Source organism: Nocardiopsis oceani (assembly GCF_054777395.1).
Window position 1 is genome coordinate 13,316 of record NZ_BAAHAR010000001.1, and the last position, 19,838, is coordinate 33,153.

At 70.8% G+C, this 19,838-nt stretch carries 15 protein-coding genes; 10 read left to right on the forward strand and 5 right to left on the reverse strand.

Going from position 1 to position 19,838, the window contains the following annotated elements:
- Positions 1-55: 55 nt before the first annotated feature.
- The 3 genes from ftsY to ACYVDG_RS00085 are packed head-to-tail and all read right to left on the reverse strand — an operon-like array spanning position 56 to position 3,349.
- Positions 56-1,243 (reverse strand): signal recognition particle-docking protein FtsY, encoded by a 1,188-nt coding sequence (ftsY, locus tag ACYVDG_RS00075; RefSeq protein ID WP_460745426.1) that lies wholly within the window; start codon positions 1,241-1,243, stop codon positions 56-58.
- 39 nt (positions 1,244-1,282) lie between these two features.
- Positions 1,283-2,314: a FecCD family ABC transporter permease gene (locus ACYVDG_RS00080; RefSeq protein ID WP_460745428.1), complete on the reverse strand. Its 1,032-nt coding sequence runs from the start codon at positions 2,312-2,314 to the stop codon at positions 1,283-1,285.
- A gap of 30 nt (positions 2,315-2,344) precedes the next feature.
- Positions 2,345-3,349: an ABC transporter substrate-binding protein gene (locus ACYVDG_RS00085; RefSeq protein ID WP_460745429.1), complete on the reverse strand. Its 1,005-nt coding sequence runs from the start codon at positions 3,347-3,349 to the stop codon at positions 2,345-2,347.
- A gap of 634 nt (positions 3,350-3,983) precedes the next feature.
- On the opposite strand from ACYVDG_RS00085, the gene ACYVDG_RS00090 reads away from it, so the two are divergent.
- The 10 genes from ACYVDG_RS00090 (at position 3,984) to ACYVDG_RS00135 (ending at position 17,076) form a co-directional block, all read left to right on the forward strand.
- The gene (locus ACYVDG_RS00090) at positions 3,984-6,653 is read left to right on the forward strand and encodes a S8 family serine peptidase (protein WP_460745433.1); all 2,670 of its coding nucleotides are present in this window, start codon (positions 3,984-3,986) and stop codon (positions 6,651-6,653) included.
- A 196-nt stretch (positions 6,654-6,849) separates the two neighbouring features.
- A complete protein-coding gene (locus ACYVDG_RS00095) occupies positions 6,850-7,671 on the forward strand; it encodes a nitrilase-related carbon-nitrogen hydrolase (protein ID WP_460745434.1) in 822 nt (273 codons plus the stop codon).
- Between the two features lie 65 nt (positions 7,672-7,736).
- Complete coding sequence (locus ACYVDG_RS00100) at positions 7,737-8,573, forward strand: DUF6282 family protein (RefSeq protein WP_460745436.1); 837 nt, start codon at positions 7,737-7,739, stop codon at positions 8,571-8,573.
- An 84-nt stretch (positions 8,574-8,657) separates the two neighbouring features.
- Positions 8,658-9,452 carry an IclR family transcriptional regulator gene (locus ACYVDG_RS00105; RefSeq protein ID WP_460745438.1) on the forward strand — a complete coding sequence of 265 codons (795 nt, stop codon included), beginning with the start codon at positions 8,658-8,660 and terminating at the stop codon, positions 9,450-9,452.
- Positions 9,453-9,546: 94 nt separating this feature from the next.
- The gene (locus ACYVDG_RS00110) at positions 9,547-10,479 is read left to right on the forward strand and encodes an alpha/beta hydrolase (RefSeq protein ID WP_460745440.1); all 933 of its coding nucleotides are present in this window, start codon (positions 9,547-9,549) and stop codon (positions 10,477-10,479) included.
- A 4-nt stretch (positions 10,480-10,483) separates the two neighbouring features.
- Complete coding sequence (locus ACYVDG_RS00115; RefSeq protein ID WP_460745442.1) at positions 10,484-11,128, forward strand: ABC transporter permease; 645 nt, start codon at positions 10,484-10,486, stop codon at positions 11,126-11,128.
- Positions 11,121-12,290, forward strand: a complete 1,170-nt coding sequence (locus ACYVDG_RS00120; protein ID WP_460745443.1) for an ABC transporter ATP-binding protein — start codon at positions 11,121-11,123, stop codon at positions 12,288-12,290. The genes ACYVDG_RS00115 and ACYVDG_RS00120 overlap by 8 nt, the downstream gene beginning before the upstream one ends.
- Entirely contained in the window at positions 12,290-13,078 is a 789-nt protein-coding gene (locus ACYVDG_RS00125) for an ABC transporter permease (RefSeq protein WP_460745445.1), read from the forward strand. The genes ACYVDG_RS00120 and ACYVDG_RS00125 overlap by 1 nt, the downstream gene beginning before the upstream one ends.
- A 25-nt stretch (positions 13,079-13,103) precedes the next feature.
- Positions 13,104-14,135 carry a glycine betaine ABC transporter substrate-binding protein gene (locus ACYVDG_RS00130; protein ID WP_460745447.1) on the forward strand — a complete coding sequence of 344 codons (1,032 nt, stop codon included), beginning with the start codon at positions 13,104-13,106 and terminating at the stop codon, positions 14,133-14,135.
- A 55-nt stretch (positions 14,136-14,190) separates the two neighbouring features.
- Positions 14,191-17,076 carry an FAD-binding and (Fe-S)-binding domain-containing protein gene (locus ACYVDG_RS00135; protein ID WP_460745448.1) on the forward strand — a complete coding sequence of 962 codons (2,886 nt, stop codon included), beginning with the start codon at positions 14,191-14,193 and terminating at the stop codon, positions 17,074-17,076.
- Between the two features lie 45 nt (positions 17,077-17,121).
- Here ACYVDG_RS00135 and ACYVDG_RS00140 read toward each other — a convergent pair whose 3' ends face one another.
- On the reverse strand, positions 17,122-17,508 hold the full coding sequence (locus ACYVDG_RS00140) for a hypothetical protein (RefSeq protein WP_460745449.1): 387 nt from the start codon (positions 17,506-17,508) through the stop codon (positions 17,122-17,124).
- A gap of 593 nt (positions 17,509-18,101) precedes the next feature.
- Positions 18,102-19,433, reverse strand: a complete 1,332-nt coding sequence (locus ACYVDG_RS00145) for an HNH endonuclease signature motif containing protein (RefSeq protein ID WP_460745450.1) — start codon at positions 19,431-19,433, stop codon at positions 18,102-18,104.
- Positions 19,434-19,838 lie beyond the last annotated feature (405 nt).

Here is a 19,838-nt window from a genome sequence, read left to right on the forward strand (position 1 = left end):
GGGTGTCCGGCCGCGCTGTCGTGTGCGGTGCCCCGGGCTCAGCCGGGCAGCGGGCTCAGCCGAGAATGGCGTCCACGAAGACCTCTGGGTCGAAGGGCGCGAGGTCGTCGGGCCCCTCGCCCAGGCCGACGAGCTTGACGGGAACGCCCAGCTCGCGCTGTACCTGGACGATGATGCCGCCCTTGGCGGTGCCGTCGAGCTTGGTCAGGGCGATACCGGTGACGTTGACGACCTCGGCGAACACCCGGGCCTGACGCAGGCCGTTCTGGCCGGTGGTGGCGTCCAGGACGAGGAGGACCTCGTCGACCTGGGACTTCTTCTCCACCACGCGCTTGACCTTGCCGAGCTCGTCCATGAGGCCGGTCTTGGTGTGCAGGCGCCCGGCGGTGTCGATGATGACGGTGTCCGCGCCGTCGTCCACACCGCGCGCCACGGCGTCGAAGGCCACACTGGCCGGGTCGGCGCCCTCGTCCTTGCAGACGACCGGGGCGCCCACGCGACCGCCCCAGGTCTGGAGCTGCTCGGTGGCGGCCGCGCGGAAAGTGTCCGCGGCGCCCAGGACCACGCTGCGGCCGTCGCCGACCAGTACTCGGGCGAGCTTGCCCGTGGTGGTGGTCTTGCCGGTGCCGTTGACGCCGACGACCATGATCACGGCCGGTCGGTCGCCGTGCGGTTCCGTGCGCACGGTGCGGTCGGTGTCGGCGCCGAGCTGGTTGAGGAGCTCCTCGCGCAGGAGGCCGCGGACCTCTTCGGTGTCACGGGTGCCGAGCACCTTGACGCGGGTGCGGAGGTTCTCGACGATCTGGGTGGCCGAGGTGACACCGATGTCGGCGGTGATGAGCGTGTCCTCGATCTCCTCCCAGGTGTCCTCGTCGAGGGTCTTGGCGGAGAGCAGGGTGAGCAGGCCCTGGCCGAAGGTGCTCTGGGAGCGGGCCAGGCGGGCCCGCAGGCGCACCATGCGGCCCGCGGACGGGGGCGGGGTGTCGAGTTCGGGTGCGGCGGGTTCGGCGGGGGCCTCGGGGGCGGCTTCCTCAACGGGAGGGGCGTGGGCGGGGGGTGTGCTGACCGTCCCCTCGTCCCGTTCACGGTCCTCTTCCGGTGCGGCCTTGGCCTCCTCCGTGACCTCGGGCTTGGCCTCCTCCTTGCTCGGCGTGACCGAGCGTCGAGTCCTGACCAGGAAGAACCCGCCAACCGCCAGGAGGGCGACGACGACGATGAGGCTTACGAGCAAGGTGATTTCCATAGCGTGGAACAGTCTCCCAGAGTGTTCGACGCCTTCGCATCACGTACCGCGGTGGCGTGTGGTGCGCAGGATGAGAACGAAGAAGGGGGCGCCGAGGAAGGCGGTGACCACGCCGATGGGGAGTTCGGCGGGGGCGACGATGGTCCGCGCGACGATGTCCACCGCCACGAGGAAGGCGCCGCCCGCCAGCACGGTGACGGGCAGGATCGCCCGGTAGTTGGACCCTACGAGGCGGCGCACTATGTGCGGGACGACGATGCCGACGAAGCCGATCAGTCCGCTCACGGAGACGGCCGCCGCGGTGGCCAGGGAGGCGGCGGCGATGACGATCATCCGCACCACGGCCGGGTTCAGTCCGAGACTGACGGCTTTGTCGTCGCCGAGGGCGAGCATGTCCAGCAGGTAGCCGCTGAGCAGCAGGACGACCAGCCCCACGATCGCGTACGGGGCGATGAGCTGGACGTCGTCCCAGCCTCCCCGGCCGAGGCCGCCCAGGAGCCACGCGTAGATGCGCTGGAGCTGGTCCACACCCATCTGCTGCACGAGGGTCTGCGCGGCGGAGAGGAACGACGAGACGGCCACTCCGGCCAGGACCAGGGCCGCGGTTCCCCCTCCCCCTGCGGTGGAGCCGAGCGCGTAGGCGGTGGCCACCCCCAGGAGGGCCCCGAAGAAGGCGGCAACCGGCACCAGGGCACGGGGGTCGGCGGTCAGGTCCTGGCCGAAGACCATGACCATGGTGGCCCCCAGCCCGGCGCCGGAAGCCGCGCCGAGCAGGAACGGGTCGGCCAGAGGGTTGCGGAAGACACCTTGGTAGGCGCCGCCCGCGGTGGCCAGGAGGGCGCCGACGACGGCGCCCATCACCACGCGGGGCAGCCGCAGCTCCATGAGCAGTGCTTCCTGCCGTTCGGTGAGCGGTGACTCCGTCCCGAACGGCAGGAGGCTGACCAGGTGGCGGAGGATGTCCGCCGCGGAGAGCGATGCGGCGCCAGCGGAGATGCCGAAGATCCCGGCCACGAACAGCACGGCCGCGCTGCCCGCCAGCCAGCCTGCCGGCACCCCGAAGCCCTTCACCTGCTGATCCCCCTCGTTGCCCCGCGGGCCCTACTGGTCTGCGGTCTCGCTGACGGCATCGCCGACGGACTGCGCGAAGTCGACCACGCGCGGTCCCCACCGGGAAGCGATGTCGCTGTCGAGTACGTACACCGCGTCGTTCTCCACAGCGGTGACGGAGTCGAAGGCGGGGCGCTCCTCGACGGCGGCGACCGACTCGTCGGGGGACTCGTCACCGTAGGAGAGGAAGACCATGTCGGGGTTCTCCTCGACCACGAACTCGGCGGACAGCTGCGGATAGCCGCCGCTCTCGTCGTCGTCGGCCTGGTCGGCGATGTTCACGAGACCGAAGGCGTCGTAGATCTGGCCGGCGAAGGTCTCCGAGGTCACGGAGAAGAGCGTGTCGTCGAGCTCCTGGTAGAAGGTGAGCTCGGTCTCGCCAAGTTCGGCGCAGGTGGCGTCGACGACCTCGTTGAACTCGGTCTCGACGCGGTCGGCCTCCGTGTCGGCCTCTTCCGTGTTCCCGGTGACCTCGCCGAGGAGGCGGATCTGGGCGTAGACGTCCTCCAGGTCGAGGGCGTCGCCCAGCACGAGGGTGGGGATGTCGACGTCGACGAGCTGGTCGGCGCTGTCGACGGCGCTGCCGGAGAGGATCACGAGGTCGGGGTCGTACTCGCTGATCGCCTCCACGCTGGGGGTGAAGCCGCTGAGGTCGGTCGTGGGCGCCTCTTCGGGGTAGTACGAGTACTCGTCCGTGGCCTCGACCTGGTCGCCCGCGCCGATGGCGAAGAGGGACTCGGTGCTGCTCGGGGAGAGCGAGACGATGCGCTCGGGCTCCTCTTCCACGGTGACCTCGCCGACCATGTCTGCCACGGTGACGGGGAACGTGCCGTCGCCGACGGGCTCGCGGTCGTCGGCGGGCTCGGGCGCCCCGCAGTCGACGGCCGCGGCGTCGGTCTCCTCCGCTGGCTCGGAGTCGGACTCTGTGGTGCCGCAGGCGGTCAGGGCCAGGGTCACACCCAAGAGGGCGGCGGGGAATTGGCGGGCGATCCGCACGGTGCTCCTTCGGTGGGCCGGGGGAGGAGCACGGCCCAGGGCGGGGACGGCCGGTCCTTCCCACGAGGACGGGTTCGTCGGCGGCGAGGAGGCGGCCTGGCTCGTCCCCGCGCGGGCGGGGCTTCACAGTTGCGGGACAGCACCGGGTTGCGCGGCCGGATGTGGCCGCGGTACCGGACTTCGCTCATTCGACACCGGTCGTACCGCCGACGGGCGGGACAACTCCTCCACCCTACTGGGCGCTCCCGTTCGGCCCGATCGCCAGGGGGACACGCTGTCACCTGCGCTTTTCCGAGAATCTGTGCGACGGGTCCGCAGAATGGCAGACCCGGAACCGCATTTCCGCCCGGGACATTTTGTGGAACTCACGAACCGAAAGCGCTTTATGTCCGCTTTAAGGGCTTTGTGACCCATGAGGAAACATCGGGAACATTCGTCCGTCACGTAGCCATATTGAGTCTCCATGCACATTGACACCGTAATCGCACACGGCAATGATCTCGTTGCCATGCGCGCCGATCATCCGAATACGGACATCAAGCGGCGTATCCCCCGTGTGCGTACACCCGTACCCGGTGGACCGCCCGTTCCCCCGGTGTCCTGAGGCGCGCACGAGAAGGGATGTGTTGAAAAGGTGGCACCCCACCGATCACGCTTGGCGCAGCTCGCCGGGCTGACACTGATCGCGGGCCTGGTCTCGGCCACTCCGGCAAGTGCTGAGGAGGGGTCGGAGATCGCTCCGCTCCACCCGGCGCCCAGCGCGGAGAACGGCGAACTGACACACCAGGCCCAAGACCTGTGGTTCATCGAACTGGACGGCCCGCCCACCTCCGAAGGGGCGGCCTCCGCACGCGTCGACGACGAACACGCCGCGTTCCGCGCCGAAGCGGAGGACTTCGGGCTCTCCTATACCGAACGCCTGTCCTTCAGCGACTTGTGGAACGGCATCTCCGTGGAGATGGACGATACCCAGGTGAGCACGGCCCGGGAGATCCCCGGAGTCGCCGGGATCCACCCGGTCGTCCGCCACGAAATCCCCGAACTCGACGACAGCGAGCCGGAAATGGACACGGCGCTGGGCATGACCGGCGCCGACATCGTCCAGAGCGAACTCGGCCTGTCCGGTGAGGGCCTGCGTGTGGCCATCATGGACACCGGGGTCGACTACACCCACCCGGATCTCGGCGGCCCCGGCGAGTTCCCCAACGACCGGGTGGTGGCCGGCCACGACTTCGTCGGGGACGACTTCGACGCCAGCGACCCGGAGAGCGACACCCCGGTTCCCGACGAGGATCCCCAGGACTGCAACGGCCACGGCACCCACGTCGCCGGAATCGTCGGCGCCGAGGGCGAGGTCACCGGTGTCGCGCCCGACGTCGAGTTCGGCGCCTACAAGGTGTTCGGCTGCACCGGGTCCACCACCGCGGACGTCATGATCGCGGCGATGGAGCAGTCGCTCGCCGACGACATGGACGTGCTCAACATGAGCATCGGTTCCTCGCACTCCTGGCCCCAGTACCCCACTGCGATCGCCTCGGACAACCTGGTCGACGAGGGCATGGTCGTCGTCGCCTCCATCGGCAACGAGGGCGCCAGCGGCGTCTACTCCGCCGGCGCACCGGGCCTGGGCGCGGACGTCATCGGCGTCGCGTCCTACGACAACACCCACATCCAGGCCGCCGAGGCCGAGGCCACCCAGACCGGCGAATCCATTCCCTACATGGAGATGGACAGCGCGGTCCTACCGCCCACCTCGGGCGAGTCCGACGAACTCGAGTACATCGGCCGGGGCTGCCTGTCCGAAGGTGACGAACTCGAGGGCGACCCCGAGGGCAAGACCGCGCTCATGATCCGCGGCGAGTGCACCTTCACCGAGAAGTACGACGTCGCGCTCGACGCCGGCGCCACCGGTGTCGTGGTCTACAACGACCTGCCCGGTATGTTCGCCGGCGGCGGCATCGTCGACCAGGACGCCTTCGCCATCGGGGTCTCCGACGAGGCCGGCGCCCACCTCTTGGAGCTCATGGAGGGCGAGGATCCGGTCACTCTGACCTGGACCGACGAGGAGGTCACCGTTCCCAATCCGACCGGGGGCATGATCAGCAGCTTCAGCTCGTACGGCATGTCACCCGACCTGGACCTCAAGCCCGACCTGGGCGCGCCGGGCGGTCTGATCAACTCCACCTACCCGATGGACCTGGGCGAATACGCCACCGTCAGCGGTACGTCGATGTCCTCCCCGCACGTCGCGGGCGGCGTCGCCCTGCTGCTGGAGGCCCAGCCCGACATCGAGGCGCACGACGTGCGCGACGTCCTCCAGAACACCGCGGACCCGACGCTGTGGTGGGGCAACCCGGACGAAGGCGAGCTGGACAACGTCCACCGCCAGGGCGCGGGCATGCTCGACGTCCCGGGCGCGGTCCAGGCCACCACGGGCCTGTCCCCCGCCAAGCTGCCCCTGGGCGCGACCGAGGGGCCGGTGACCGAGACCGTCACCGTCTCCAACGACGGCGACGAGACGACCACCTACGAGATCTCGCACGAGCCCGCGATGGGCACGCACGGCGACACGTTCGTGCCGGACTTCAACACCGCCTTCGCCGAAGCCTCCTTCAGCAAGGACGAGGTGACCGTCGAGCCCGGCGGTTCCGTGGACGTCGACGTGACCGTCACCCCGCCCGCCCGGGACCTCGAGCAGATGCTCTACGGCGGCTACGTCACGGTCACCGAAGTCGAGGGCAAGGGGGACCTGGAGTCCTTCCGCGTCCCCTACGCCGCCTACAACGGTGACTACCAGGAGATCGAGGCCATGACCCCGATCACCGACGAGGACGGCACCGTGCACGACCTGCCGTGGCTGACCCGCATCACCGAATGCGAGGTGTTCTCCGGTCTGGAGTGCGCCGACTCCAGCGGCGGCACCTTCGAGAACCAGCCCGACGGTGCCTCCTACACGCTGGAATGGGTGGACGGCCTGCCGGACATCCCGTACGTGATCGCGCACTTCGACCACCACGTGACCAAGCTCGAGATGATCGTCATCGACGAGCGCACCGGCCGCCCGGTCCACCCGGACCGCAACGTGGCGGTCGACGTCGACTACGTCAACCGCAGCGAGACCAGCACGGCCTTCTTCAGCTACGCCTGGGACGGTTCCGTGGTGGATTCGCTCGACCGGGTCACCAAGGTGGACGACGGTGACTACCGTCTGGAGGCCCGGGCCCTGAAGGCGCTCGGCGACCCGGACAACCCGGACCACTGGGAGACCTGGACCTCGCCGGTCATCACGATCGACCGGGGCTGATCCACAGCCTCAGCCGGCAGCACAGGGCCGCCCTTCCGGTGTTCACCCGCACACCGGAGGGCGGCCCTTCGACGTGCTTGGCACACATTCCCCGCATCGCGGGCCGACGGTTGTCGTGTGCGCACCGCCGCTTGACCGCCTCCCCAGGTGAGCGGCAAGAATTCGGGCGAAGCGACACCGAGGACGGGAGACGACCATGCGCGTGGCGATGGCACAGGTGGACTGCGTGCTGGCCGATCCGGAGGCCAACCTCGCCGAGGCGCGGCGCCGGATCGCCGAGGCGGCCGGGCTCGGCGCCGACCTCGTAGTCTTCCCGGAACTGAGCCTGCACGGCTACGCCCAAGGCGCCGCCGCGGCGGACACCTCCCTGCGCGCGGACGACCCCCGCGTGCTGGAGCTCGGCACCCACGGACCCGACGTCCTGGTCGGCCTGTACGAGCGCGAGGGCGGGGCCCGGCACAACGCCGCGGCCTACCTCTCCGGCGGGCGCCTCCACCACGTGCACCGCAAACTGTTCCTCCCCCACTACCGGGCCTGGACCGAGCGCGACCACTTCGCCCCCGGCACGGACCTGCTGTCCTTCGACACCGGCCGCATCCGGGCCGCCACGCTCGTCTGCAACGACGCCTGGCAGCCCGCGCTGCCGTGGCTGGCGGCACAGGACGGCGCGGAACTCCTCCTCGTACCGGCCAACAGCGCCGCCGTCGACGACGGCACCCTCGACAACACGACGTACTGGTACGACCTCGTCCGGCAGATCGCCCGGATGCAGCAGTGCTGGGTGGTCTTCGTCAACCGGGTCGGCACCGAGAACGGCGTCGGCTTCTGGGGCGGGTCGCAGGTGCTCGACCCCGCGGGCGAGGTGGTGGCGCGGGCACCGTTCGGAGCCGCCGGCGTCTACCTCGCCGAAGTGGATCCGGGGTACGCGCGGCGGCGCCGGGACGCGCTCCCGCTGCTGGGGGACGCCCGGTTCGACCTGCTGCGGAGGCAGCTCACCCGGTTGGAGAGCGTCGACTGAGACGTCCGGTTGCCCGCACGGCAACCGTTGTTGCTGCCGGCGGTCGGCTCGCGGAGGCTGTGAGCATGCACACGATGTTCGACCTCCACGTCCACGCGGCACCCGACGTCGTCGACCGCCGCTTCGACGACACCGACACCGTGCGCGCCTACGAGCGCGCCGGATTCTCGGGCTGCGTCCTCAAGGCCCACTACGAGTCCACCGTGGGGCGCGCGGCCGCGGCGGGCAAGGGCTCGCCGCTCGACGTCTTCGGCGGTGTCGCGCTGAACCAGCACGTCGGCGGGGTGAACCCGGCCGCGGTCTCCGCTGCCCTCGCCGCCGGGGCCCGGGTCGTGTGGTTCCCGACCGCCGACGCGCACACACAGCGCTCAGCGCACCTGCCGAGCCTGTGCGACGCGGCCCCGGGCGGCTTCGACCGCTCCTACGCCATCCCTCCGGTGGACGGAGGCACCGCCGAGGCAGTGGAGCAGGTGTGCGCACTCGTCGGCGAGTACGACGCGGTGCTCGCCACGGGCCACCTCAGCGGGGCCGAGGTGCACCACCTGGTCCCCGCGGCGCGTCGGCACGGCGTTCGGCGGATCCTCCTGACCCACCCCTCGTACACGGTCCCCGGCCTGAGCGCCGCGCAGACCGCCGAGCTGACCCGGTTGGGCGCTCTCGCCGAGGTCACCACCTTCCAGCTCCTCCACCAGCCCGGGTGGGACGCGGCGCGGCTGGCCCGGTTCGTCGAGGAGGTCGGGACGGAGCACGTGGTGCTGTCCTCGGACGCGGGCCAGCCGGACTCCCCTCCCGCACCGGAGGCGCTGTCACTGCTCGTGCGGTCCCTTGCCGCCGAGGGCCTGGACGAGGCGGAGCTCCTCAGGTCCGCGTCCTCCCGGCCCCGCGATCTCGTCGTCCCCTAGGAAGGGTGCGCGCCTGGGATTCCGTGTTGCCCAGAGGGCAACCCTCCATTGCCCTCACTCTATGACCGGGGTCACAATCAGGGCATGGTCTCGGAAAGTTCCTCCAGCATCCACCGGACCGTCGACATCCTGCAGGTCCTCGGATCGGGCTCAGCCGGTCAGGGCTCCGCGCTCGGGGTGCTCGACATCGCCCGGCGGGTGGGGCGCGAGAAGACCCAGGTCTCCCGCGCCCTCAAGGCCCTGGCCGAAACAGGGCTCGTGGAACGCGACGAAGAGACCATGGCCTACCGCCTGGGCTGGCAGTTCTACGCCCTGGCGGTGAACGCCGGCGACCGCAGGCTGCGGGACGCCGCCCTGCCGATACTGCGACGGCTCGTCGCGGCGGTGAAGGAGCGCGCGCACCTGAGCATCCTGCGCGACGGTGCGGTCCTGACCGTCCTCTCCGAAGGGCCGCTGCGCGCCGTCCAGGTCGCGGACTGGGTGGGGCGCACCAGCCCCGTCCACACCACGTCGTCCGGCAGAGCCCTACTCATGGACTGGAACGACGAACAGGTCCTCGAGCTGCTCTCGGAGACCGAGTTCACCGCCACCGGCCCGAACTCGCCGCCGGACGCGGGCACCTTCCTCGCCCGGCTCCGGCAGGGCCGCGAACGCGGCTACGCCAAGGCCGACGAGGAGTTCGAGGACGGCCTGGTCGCGGTGGCCGCGCCCGTCCGCGACTTCCAGGGCCTCGTCGTCGCCTCGCTGAACGTGTCCGCACCCAAGTTCCGCATCGGCGGAGAGCTCGACCAGATCGGGCGCGCGGTCCAGACCGCCGCCGCACAGCTGTCATCGGAGATGCGCCAACGGTCCGCCACCGGCAACGGCCAGCTCCGTTGAATCGCCGTCCCCACCATCCTCTACCACCGGCTCAGGCCGCCAACTAAGGCCGTCGACTAAGGCCACCAGCCACACAGAACACCAGGAGTCCGCCGTGAGCGTCGTTCCCATGCCCTTTTTCAGCCAAGGCCTGCGCCTGGACGCCGACCTGCACCTGCCCGACGACGGCGGGGCGGGCGCGCCCTACCCCGTGGTCATCCCGGCGTCGGGCTACCAGGGGCTGAAGATCATCCACCCCGAGCGGTTCGCCCGTGCCCTCACGAAGCTGGGGTATGCCGTGCTGGCCTTCGACTACCGCGGCTTCGGCCTCAGCGAGGGTGAACGCGGCCGCCTGGTCCCCCAGGAGTGGGCCGAGGACGTCCGCGCCGCGGTCGACCGGGTCGAGGGCAGCGGGCTCCTCGACAGCGACCGGATCGGGCTGCTCGGCTGGGGCCTGGGCGGCGGCGTGGTCGTCGCCGAGGCCGCGGAGGACCCCCGGGTTCGCGCCGTGGCGGCCTGCAACGGCATCGCGGACGGCCTGCGCTCCACCCGGCGCATGCACGACGACGCCACTTGGAACAGCCTGCTGGAGCGGATCGAGTCGGACCGCCCGCGCCGTGCTGAGAGCGGCCGTTCGGAGATCACCGTGCCCTGGGACATCGTCCGCCTGGACCGGGACACCCGCACCGACGGGTACGTGGGCGACGAGCTGTACCGGGCGCACGGATTCGGTACCGGGGTGACGCTGGAGTCCGCCGACCAGCTGCTGCGCTTCTCGCCGGAGGCCGTGGTGGACCGCCTCGCGCCGCGCCCCCTCCTGGTGGTGCACGGCGCGGAGAACGGCCTGCACCGGCCCGAGGAGGCGCACGCCCTGTACGAGCGCGCCGGGGAGCCCAAGCAGCTCGTGCTGTTGGAGGGCAAGGGCCACACGGAGTGGATGTTCGACGAGGACCCCACGTTCAAGGAGGTCGTCGGCCACCTCGACACGTTCTTCACCGAAGCGTTCCGGAGCGCCTCCGCCGCCCCGGCCGCGTCAACCCCCCGGTAGAGCGATGGGCTTCGTCGAGTTCACCTCTGACACCTATCCGGCGGTCCTCAGCGCCACCCTGGAACACGTCGTGCTCGTGCTCCAGGGCCTGGGGCTGGCCGCGCTCATCGGCCTGCCGCTGGCCGCCCTGACCTACCGGACCCGGTCGCGGGCGGTGGTCCTGGCCACCGCCGGGGTCTTCCTGACCATCCCCTCCTACGCCCTCTTCGGCCTGCTCATCACGCCGCTGGGGCTCGGGACCGCGCCGTCGGTGGCGGCCCTGACCATGTACGCACTGCTTCCGGTGCTGCGCAACGCCGTCGTCGGGCTGCGGGAGGTCGACCCCGCGGTGGTCGAGTCCGCCCGCGGCATGGGCATGGGGCGCGGCCAGATCCTCACCCGGGTCGAGCTGCCCCTGGCCCTGCCGGTGATCATCACCGGTCTGCGCGTGGCCGCCCAGCTGCTGCTCGGTATCGCCGCGATCGCCGCGGCGGTCAACGGCCCCGGACTCGGAAACCTCATCCTCCAAGGGCTGTCCAGCGCCGGAACACCGTTCGCCATCTACCTGACACTGCAGGGGATCCTCGGCATCGTCGTCCTCGCGATCCTCTTCGACCTCTGTTTCGCGGTCATCGGCCGCCTGACGACCTCACGGGGGATCCATGTCTGACCCAACGACCGCCCTTCGCCCCATGATCCAGCTCGTCGACCTCAGCAAGACCTACCCGGGCCAGCGGGGAACCGCGGTCGACCGGCTGTCCCTCGACATCCCCGAGGGGGAGATCGTGGTCTTCCTCGGCCCGTCCGGCTGCGGCAAGACCACCACGATGAAGCTGGTCAACCGGCTCATCGAGCCCACGTCCGGCCGCATCCTGATCGACGGCGAGGACGTGACCGACACCGACCCCGACCGGCTGCGCCGCGGCATCGGTTACGCCATCCAGCAGACCGGCCTGTTCCCGCACCGCACCGTCGGCGAGAACATCGGTACGGTCCCGCGACTCCTCGGCTGGGACAAGCAGCGGATCGCGGACCGCGTCGAAGCCCTGCTCACCATGGTCGGCCTGGACCCGGACACCTACCGGGACCGCTACCCCAAGCAGCTCTCCGGCGGCCAGCAGCAGCGGGTGGGCGTGGCCCGCGCCCTGGCGGCGGACCCGCCCGTCCTGCTCATGGACGAGCCGTTCGGCGCGATCGACCCGCTCACGCGGGAGACTCTCCAGAACGAGCTCCTCCGGATCCAGGGCGAGCTCCGCAAGACCATCGTGTTCGTCACCCACGACATCGACGAGGCCGTGCGCCTGGGCGACCGCATCGCGGTGTTCGGCGAGGGCGGCAGGGTGGTCCAGTACGACACCCCGGAGCGGATCCTCAGCGAGCCCGCGGACGGGTTCGTCAGCGAGTTCATCGGTGCGGGGGCCTCCGTCCGGAGTCTGACGCTGACCCGGATCGCCGACGCCCGCGTGGAGACGGACGCCTGGCCGACCGCCGAACTGTCCTCCACCTCGGCCGAGCGTGCTTCGGCGATGGCCGCGAGCCGCAGCGACTTCCTGCTCCTGCTGGACGGCGGGCGCCCCGTCGAGTGGCTGCCCCGCTCCGGCGAGGGCGACTACTCCGAGTCCGGGTTCCCCGTGCTGAACCCGATGGGTCCGGAGCACTCCCTCTACGACGCCCTCGACGCGATGCTGTCCAGCAACACCGGCATGGTGGTCGTGACCGGCGCCGACGGCGGTTTCCGGGGCACGCTGAGCCTGGAGTCCGTCCACAGCGGTTCGGCCGGTCCGGGCCGGGGCAGCGCAGCATCGGTGGCCGACCGCACCGGGGAGCGGTGATGGCCACCCTCGCCCCGCAGCGGACCACACCGCCCCCGAACGCGCCCGTGAGCCGGCCCCGCGGCGGGCTCGTCCGGCTGGTCGGCATGCCCGCCGCCCTCCTGGCCGTGCTGGCCGCCCTGTACATGTACATCGGCGCACAGGACCTGGACCGGATCGAGAGCCGCAGCCTCAACGCCGAGTACCTGCTCAGCCGGACCGTCCAGCACCTGACCCTGAGCGCCGTGGTGGTGGTCCTCATCCTCGCAGTGGCGATACCGCTGGGGATCCTGCTCACCCGGCCCGCGGCCCGCCGGTTCTCCGGGCCCCTCCTGGCCCTCGCCAACATCGGCCAGGCCACCCCGACCATCGGTCTCATCGTGCTCTTCGCCGTGGTCTTCGTGGACTGGGACGTGCAGACCATCGTGGTCGTGGCGGTGTGGCTCTACGGAATCCTCCCGGTCCTGCGCAACACGATGGTGGGCCTGGACCAGGTGGACCGGTCCGTCATCGAGTCGGCCCGCGGCATGGGCATGACACGCGCGCGGGCCCTGATGTCCGTCGAACTCCCCCTCGCGATCCCGGTCATGCTCTCCGGCATCCGGACCGCCCTGGTGATCACGGTCGGCACGGTCGCCCTCGCCACCTTCATCGGCGCGGGCGGGCTCGGCGACGTGATCTCGAACGGCATCGCCTCCAGCCGCGACACGGTCCTGCTGACCGGGAGCGTCCTGGTGGCCGTCCTGGCCCTGTTCATCGACTGGCTCGCCGGGCTGGTCGAGGACACCCTGCGCCCGCGCGGCGTGTGAGACCCACCTGGAAGGGAGCACCACCGTGAGAACACACGAACCGCGCCGGGCACACCGCGCACGCCGCGCGTCCGGGTCCGCCGGTCCGCTCGCCGCAGTCGTCGCCGTCGTCCTGGCCGCGGGCGCCTGCGGCGCCCCGAGCGGAGCGGACACCGCCTCCGGCCCCGGTCCCGAAGACGTGGACCTGGACGGCGGCAGCATCGCCCAGGACATCGACCTCGAGGGGGCCAGCCTGTCGGTCTCCTCCAAGGAGTTCACCGAAAGCGTCATCCTCGGCAAGATCACCTACTACGCCCTGCAGGCCGCGGGGGCCGAGGCGGACGACCAGACGGGCCTCATGGGGTCCAACATCCTGCGGACCGCCTTGGAGAACGGGGACGTGGACCTCTACTGGGAGTACGCCGGGACCGGGTGGACCCAGTTCCTCCAAGAGGAGGAGGTCATCCACGACGGTATGGAGCAGTTCGACCGCACCGCGGAGGAGGACCTCGACCGGAACGGGATCGCCTGGCTCGGACCGGCCCAGTTCGGCAACCAGTACGCCGTCGCGCGGGCGGCCGACGCACCCGAGCCGGTGGGCTCGGTCGACTCCCTCGACCAGCTGTCCGAGTTCGTGCACGAGCACCCGGAGGAGGCCACGTTCTGCGGCGCCGCCGAGTTCATGGACCGCGAGTGGGAGAGGTTCCAGGACTTCTACGATGCCCCGTTCAGGGCCGCCGACGCCTATCAGATGGACCTGGCGCTGAACTACGTCAACGTCGCCAGGGGCAGCCCCTGCAACTTCGCGGAGATCTTCACGACGGACGCGCGGATCGACTCCCTGGACCTGGAAGTGGTCGAGGACTCCGACACGTTCTTCACCACCCAGCTGGCCGCCCTCACCGCACGCCAGGAGAGCGTCGACCAGCACCCCGGGCTCGACGAACTGGGCACGGAGCTGGGCGAGGCGCTCACCGAGGAGACCATCATCGAGCTCAACGGCATGGTCGACCTGGACGGGGCCAGCCCGGACGAGGCAGCCCTGTACTTCCTCAGCGAGCACGGTTTCATCGGCTGACCGGGCCCCTCCACCGAACCGGCCGACAGCCCCGTCACCGACAGGAGAACGCCCCATGGGCAACCCCCGTGACGTCGCGCGCGCGATGCGCGACGCACTCGGCCGCGGCGGTGCGGACGTCGTCCGCGACGACCTCACCGCGCGTGCCGCCTACACCTCGGACGCGTCCGTCTACCGTGCCGTCCCCGCGCTGGTCGTCGAACCGCGCGACGCCGACGACGCGGCGCGGGCGGTGGAGGTGGCACGCGGTCGCGGGCTGCCCGTAACCGCCAGGGGCGGCGGCACGTCGGTGGCGGGCAACGCCCTGGGTGAGGGTGTGGTGCTCGACTTCTCCCGGCACATGAACCGGGTCGTGTCGGTCGACCCGGACGCGGCGGAGGCCGTCGTGCAGCCGGGCGCGGTCCTGGACGACCTGCGCCGTTCGGCCCGGGTGCACGGCCTGACCTTCGGCCCCGACCCCTCCACGCACTCGCGGTGCACGCTCGGCGGGATGATCGGCAACAACGCGTGCGGCTCGCACTCGGTGGCTTGGGGGTCCACCGCCGACAACGTCGTCGCACTCACCCACCTGCTCGCCGACGGCCGCTCGCTGACCGCCACCCGCGGCAGCAGCGGCGACCCGGGGCTCGACCGGCGGCTGAAGGAGTGGCGGTCCGGGCTCCTGGCGCCGTTGCGCACCGAGCTCGGAACGTTCTCCCGCAAGCTCTCCGGTTACGGCCTGCACCACCTGCTGCCGGAGAACGGGTTCGACGTCGCCAAGGCGCTGGTGGGAAGCGAGGCCACGTGCGGTCTGGTCACCGAGGCCCGGGTCCGGCTGGTGGAGGCGCCCAAGTCCACCGTCCTCCTGGTCCTGGGATTCCCCGACGTGTACGCCGCGGCGGAAGCCGCACCGCGCCTGGCCGCGAGCGGTGCCCTCACCGTGGAGGGGATGGCTTCGGACCTGCTGTCCATCCTGCGGTCCCGGCCGGGCCGGGCCTCGGCCGGGGACGAGCTGCCGTCCGGCGGCGGTTGGCTGTACTGCGAGTACGGCGACGAGAACACGGCCGCGGCCCGGGAACGGGCCGCGCACGGCGCCGAGGTAGCCCGCGGTTGCTCCGGCGGGGTCACCTCGCTGGTCGTGACCGACCCCGAGCGGATGCGGGCGCTGTGGCACATCCGGGAGTCCGCGGCCGGGATCGTCACCCGCACGGCCGACGGCGGTGAGGCGTGGCCCGGCTGGGAGGACTCGGCGGTGCCGCCCGAGCGTTTGGGATCCTACCTCAAGGAGCTGTACGCGCTGCTGGACCGGCACGGGCTGCGCGGGGTGCCGTTCGGGCACTTCGGCGAAGGCTGCCTGCATATGCGGGCGGACTTCACCTTGGGCAGCGAGGACGGGCTGGCCGCCTACCGCTCCTTCGTCGGCGAGGCGGCCGACCTGGTGGCGCGGCACGGCGGTTCGGTCTCCGGCGAGCACGGGGACGGCCGGGCCCGCTCCGAGCTGCTCCCGCGCGTGTTCTCCTCCGAAGTAGTGCGGGCGTTCGGCGAGTTCAAGGCCTTCTTCGACCCGGACGGCGTGCTCAACCCGGGGGTGATCACCGATCCCCTCTCCTTGGACGCCTCCGTGCGCCCCGGCCCGGGCCACGACGCCCTGTCCCTCACCCCCGTGCACGCCTTCCACGACGACGGCGGCTCCTTTGCCAGCGCGGTCAACCGCTGCGTGGGGGTGGGGGCCTGCCGGGACGTCGACAACGGCGCCATGTGCCCGTCCTACCGGGCCACCCGCGACGAAGTGCACTCCACCCGCGGCCGCTCCCGGCTGCTGGCCGAGATGCTCCGCGGCGACGCGCTGGCCGACGGCTACCGCTCCAAGGAAGTCCACGACGCCCTGGACCTGTGCCTGTCCTGCAAGGCGTGTGCCAGCGAGTGCCCGGTCAACGTGGACATGGCCACCTACAAGGCGGAGTTCCTGCACCACCACTACCGGCGGCGGGTCCGCCCGGCCGCGCACTACTCCATGGGGTGGCTGCCCCTGTGGTCGCGCCTGGTCACCCTCGCCCGTCCGCTCTCAGGGGGCGTGAACGCGCTGCTGTCGGTACGGCCGCTGGCGGCCGTGGTCAAGCGCCTCGGCGGGATCGAACCGAAGCGCGGGATGATCAGGTTCGCCCCGCGGCCGCTGACCCGCTGGTTCCGATCCCGGCGGCGCGTGCCGTCGGGAGGGCCCTCGGAGGAGCGCCCCACGGTGGTGCTGTGGCCGGACACGTTCACCAACTTCCACCAGCCCGAGGTGGGCCGGGCCGCCGTCGAGGTGCTGGAGGCGCTGGGCTACCGCGTGGAGATGCCGGCCGGCGGTGTGTGCTGCGGCCTGACCTGGCACTCCACCGGGCAGCTCGCCCTCGCGAAGAGGGCGCTGTCCCGCACCCTGGACGCGCTCGGGGAGCAGTTGGCGGCCGGGTACCCGGTGGTCGGCCTGGAGCCGTCGTGCACCGTGATGCTGCGCGACGAGACCGTGGAACTGCTGCCCGACGACCCGCGTGCCCGGCTGTTGTCCGAGCGGACCCGGACCCTGGCCGAGATCGTCGCCGAGCACCGGGGGCCGTGGCCGTTCGGCCGGGTGGCGGCCGCCGCCGTCTCCCAGGTGCACTGCCACCAGGAGGCCAAGGGCTCGTACTCGGCGGACCGGACGGTACTGGCCCGGCTGGGGGTGGACGCCGACGAGATCGGTTCCGGCTGCTGCGGCCTGGCCGGGAACTTCGGATTCGAGCGCGGGCACTGGGAGGTATCCCAGTCCTGCGCCGAACGCGAGCTGTACCCCAAGGTCCGCGAGGCCTGCGCCGACACCCTGATCCTGGCGGACGGCTTCTCCTGCCGTACCCAGATCGCCCAGGGAACCGAGCGCTCCGGCACCCACCTGGCCCAGGTCCTGCGCTCGGCCCTGCCCGACGGGGCCAGACCACCGGAATAGCCGCTCGGGCGAGCCCCCTACCGTTCGGCTCGGGCTCGACGTGTCCTACTTGTCCTCGGTGCCGTCCGTGCGGAGCCGGGCCACCGCGTAGCCGAGCAGGACCATCGAGGGCAGGGCCACGGCCAGGGACATCGCGGACCGGCGCACCTTGCGCTCGGCGCAGGAGGTGTCCACCCACTCCTGGCGGAGCACCTGTTCGACGTCCTCGCCCCAGTCGCGGCGGTCGTCCCACAGGGACGGGCCCACCCACACGATCGGGGAGCAGCGCACCCGGTCCTCCTCCCCCGGCGGCGGCTGGACACCGTAGGAGGTGCCGAGCAGCAGGAGCACCGTGAACACGCCGGTTCCACCGGTGGCCAGGCAGGCGCGGACGGCGCCCGGGTAGTGGCGCATCCGCTGCCGGGCCCACAGCACGAGCGGGATGAAGAACACGGCGGCCGTTCTAAGAGGAGATTCGGGGCAACCAACGCAAGATTAGGGCATACCGGGCGCGGTTCCTTGCGCTCCCTCCCCGTTCGGGGAAGGAGTGCGGGAGTGCGGGAGTGCGGGAGTGTGCAGGGGTTGCCCCGTTTCCTGCCGCCCGATGGTGGCCGTCTCCGCTGCGCGCCTCAAGGTCGTCGCCATCGAGCGCTTCGCGCGTCAAAGGCGCTCCACCTTGACCCGCTCCGCTACGACGGCGGGTTGGCGGCTATCAGGAAACGGGGGACGTGTGGTCGGGGTAGCAATGGTCCGGCCTTCGGCCGGGCCTCAACTGCACGGCCTGGCGGCCGTCAATGGCCACTCCGCCGGAGCGTTGACGCCTGGGGGTGTCGCGGCCGGTCAATCTCTGCTGCGAACCACTGCGGCCTTCGGCCGGGTGCGCCACTGCGCCGGCGCTTTGACGATTGGCGGTGTCGCGGCTGGTCATGGTGTGCGGCGAACCCCGGATGAGGTCGAGGGCCGGGGTGAGCCCGGGTTCCTGGGCATGGGCGTGTTCGGGTAGGGGCCCGGCGGTGACAGGGGTGATTGGGGTTGGGGGTGGTCGGTTACGGGTTCGGGTGTGGGGCTGGGTCCCCGTCCCCATCCGGGTCCCCGCCCCGGCCCTGCCCTCGGTTTCGGGTGCGACCGGCCCACATGCGGCGGTCCTTGCGTACCGACCACCGGTGCTTGATCTGGTTGTGGGTCGCGCAGAGCGGCTGGATGTTGGCGGCGCTGGTGGTGCCGCCCTGCCAGAACTCCACGATGTGATCGGCCTGAGTCCAGGGCAGCGGCACATCGCACCCGTACTGCCAGGCGCAGCTGGTGTGGCCGTGGAAGGCGGCCGCCCGGATGCGGGGCGGGGCCAGTCGGCAGGAGCGGCCCACGTCCAGGACCTGGCCGTTCTTCTGCTCGATGACCAGGCGGCGGATCCAGCTCTCACCGAGGAGTTCGCGCACCACGGAGATGGGGACGACCTGCCCGGTGTCGGTGGTGGCCGGTGCGGCGTCTTCGGCTTCCTCGTTGCCGGCCAGGCTGGTGGCGGGCACGGTGATGTTGATCAACGCCGTGGCCGTGGTGGGGGTCTGGCACCCCTGGTGGGACTGGGCGAACCCCAGGGCGGCCATGAGGGCGTCGTAGGTGCGCTCGTACTTGGACAGCCCATCCTCGGGGTGGAAAGGCACCTGGTAGTTGTCCAACGCCACCTGCAGGCGCAGGGCGTCGGCGGGCGAGCCCCAGACCTGGAAGAGGAAAGTTTTGTCGAAGGTGGTGACCAGCTGGGCGCCCCGGGCGGCGTGGGCGGCCGCGTGGTCTTTTTCCACCTTGTTGGGGTTGAGTCGCATGCACAGCTGGTGGGCGAAGTGGGCGATCTGGCCCACCGACATGTTCGGTCGGCTCTCTTTGAAGCCCAGGATCCCGAACTCCATTTTCGCCCGGAACAGCTCCGGGTCAGGGTGGTCGCTCTTCTGCCTTTTCTCCACACCCGCATCGGCGCCCTTGATGACGGCGGCGGCTTCACCCACCGACAGGACCCCGGAGTGCAACGCCTGGATGGTGGGGACCATTTCCTGGCGGAATTCGGCGCGCCCGATCAGGGCCAGGTCGTTGGCCTGCCCAGTGGGAATACCGAAGGCGTGGCGTATCCACGCTTCCAGGCTCTTCTGCCCGCCCTGCTCCAGCAGCTGGCCGGTGGCCTCGAGCTGGGCCAGTCGGGCGGCCATACTGACTTTGATCTGGTCGAGCTGTTCCCACACCCGGGTGGCCTGGTCCAACACCTCACCCGCCGCCCCCAGGGGCACGTCGCGGCCGAAGAAGCCGGCGCTCTCTTCCCGGGCAGCGTCCACCGCGACATCCACCGGGGTGTGCCCGGTGGGGGTGGGTGCTTCAGGAGAGATCGTCATGATTCCATTATAAAAGAAAAGGCGTGAGAAAGGGAGTGTTACCTGCGGTAACTTCTGATCTCTTTTCCCCGGGGGTGCGCCCCGGAGGCCTTTCCGGTCGCCCTTTTTCCGCCGCCCGGTCGTGCCTTTATATCCCCACTCGCCTTGGTGTTTGTCCGAACCTGGAATTCCAGGTCGCTGATAGGGGATGATCTTGCCCCTGTCTCCACCCTCGGCCGTCGAGAATGGCGACAGGGGCAAGATCATCGGGAAAAAGGGCCGCTCGCATGGGGTTCGCAGCAGAGATTGACCGGCCGCGACACCGCCAGGCGTCAACGCTCCGGCGCAGGGGCAGGTATCGGCCGCCAGGCCGACGGGGTTCGGCTGTTCGGGCGAAGCCCGAACCGACGCAGACCTCGACCACCC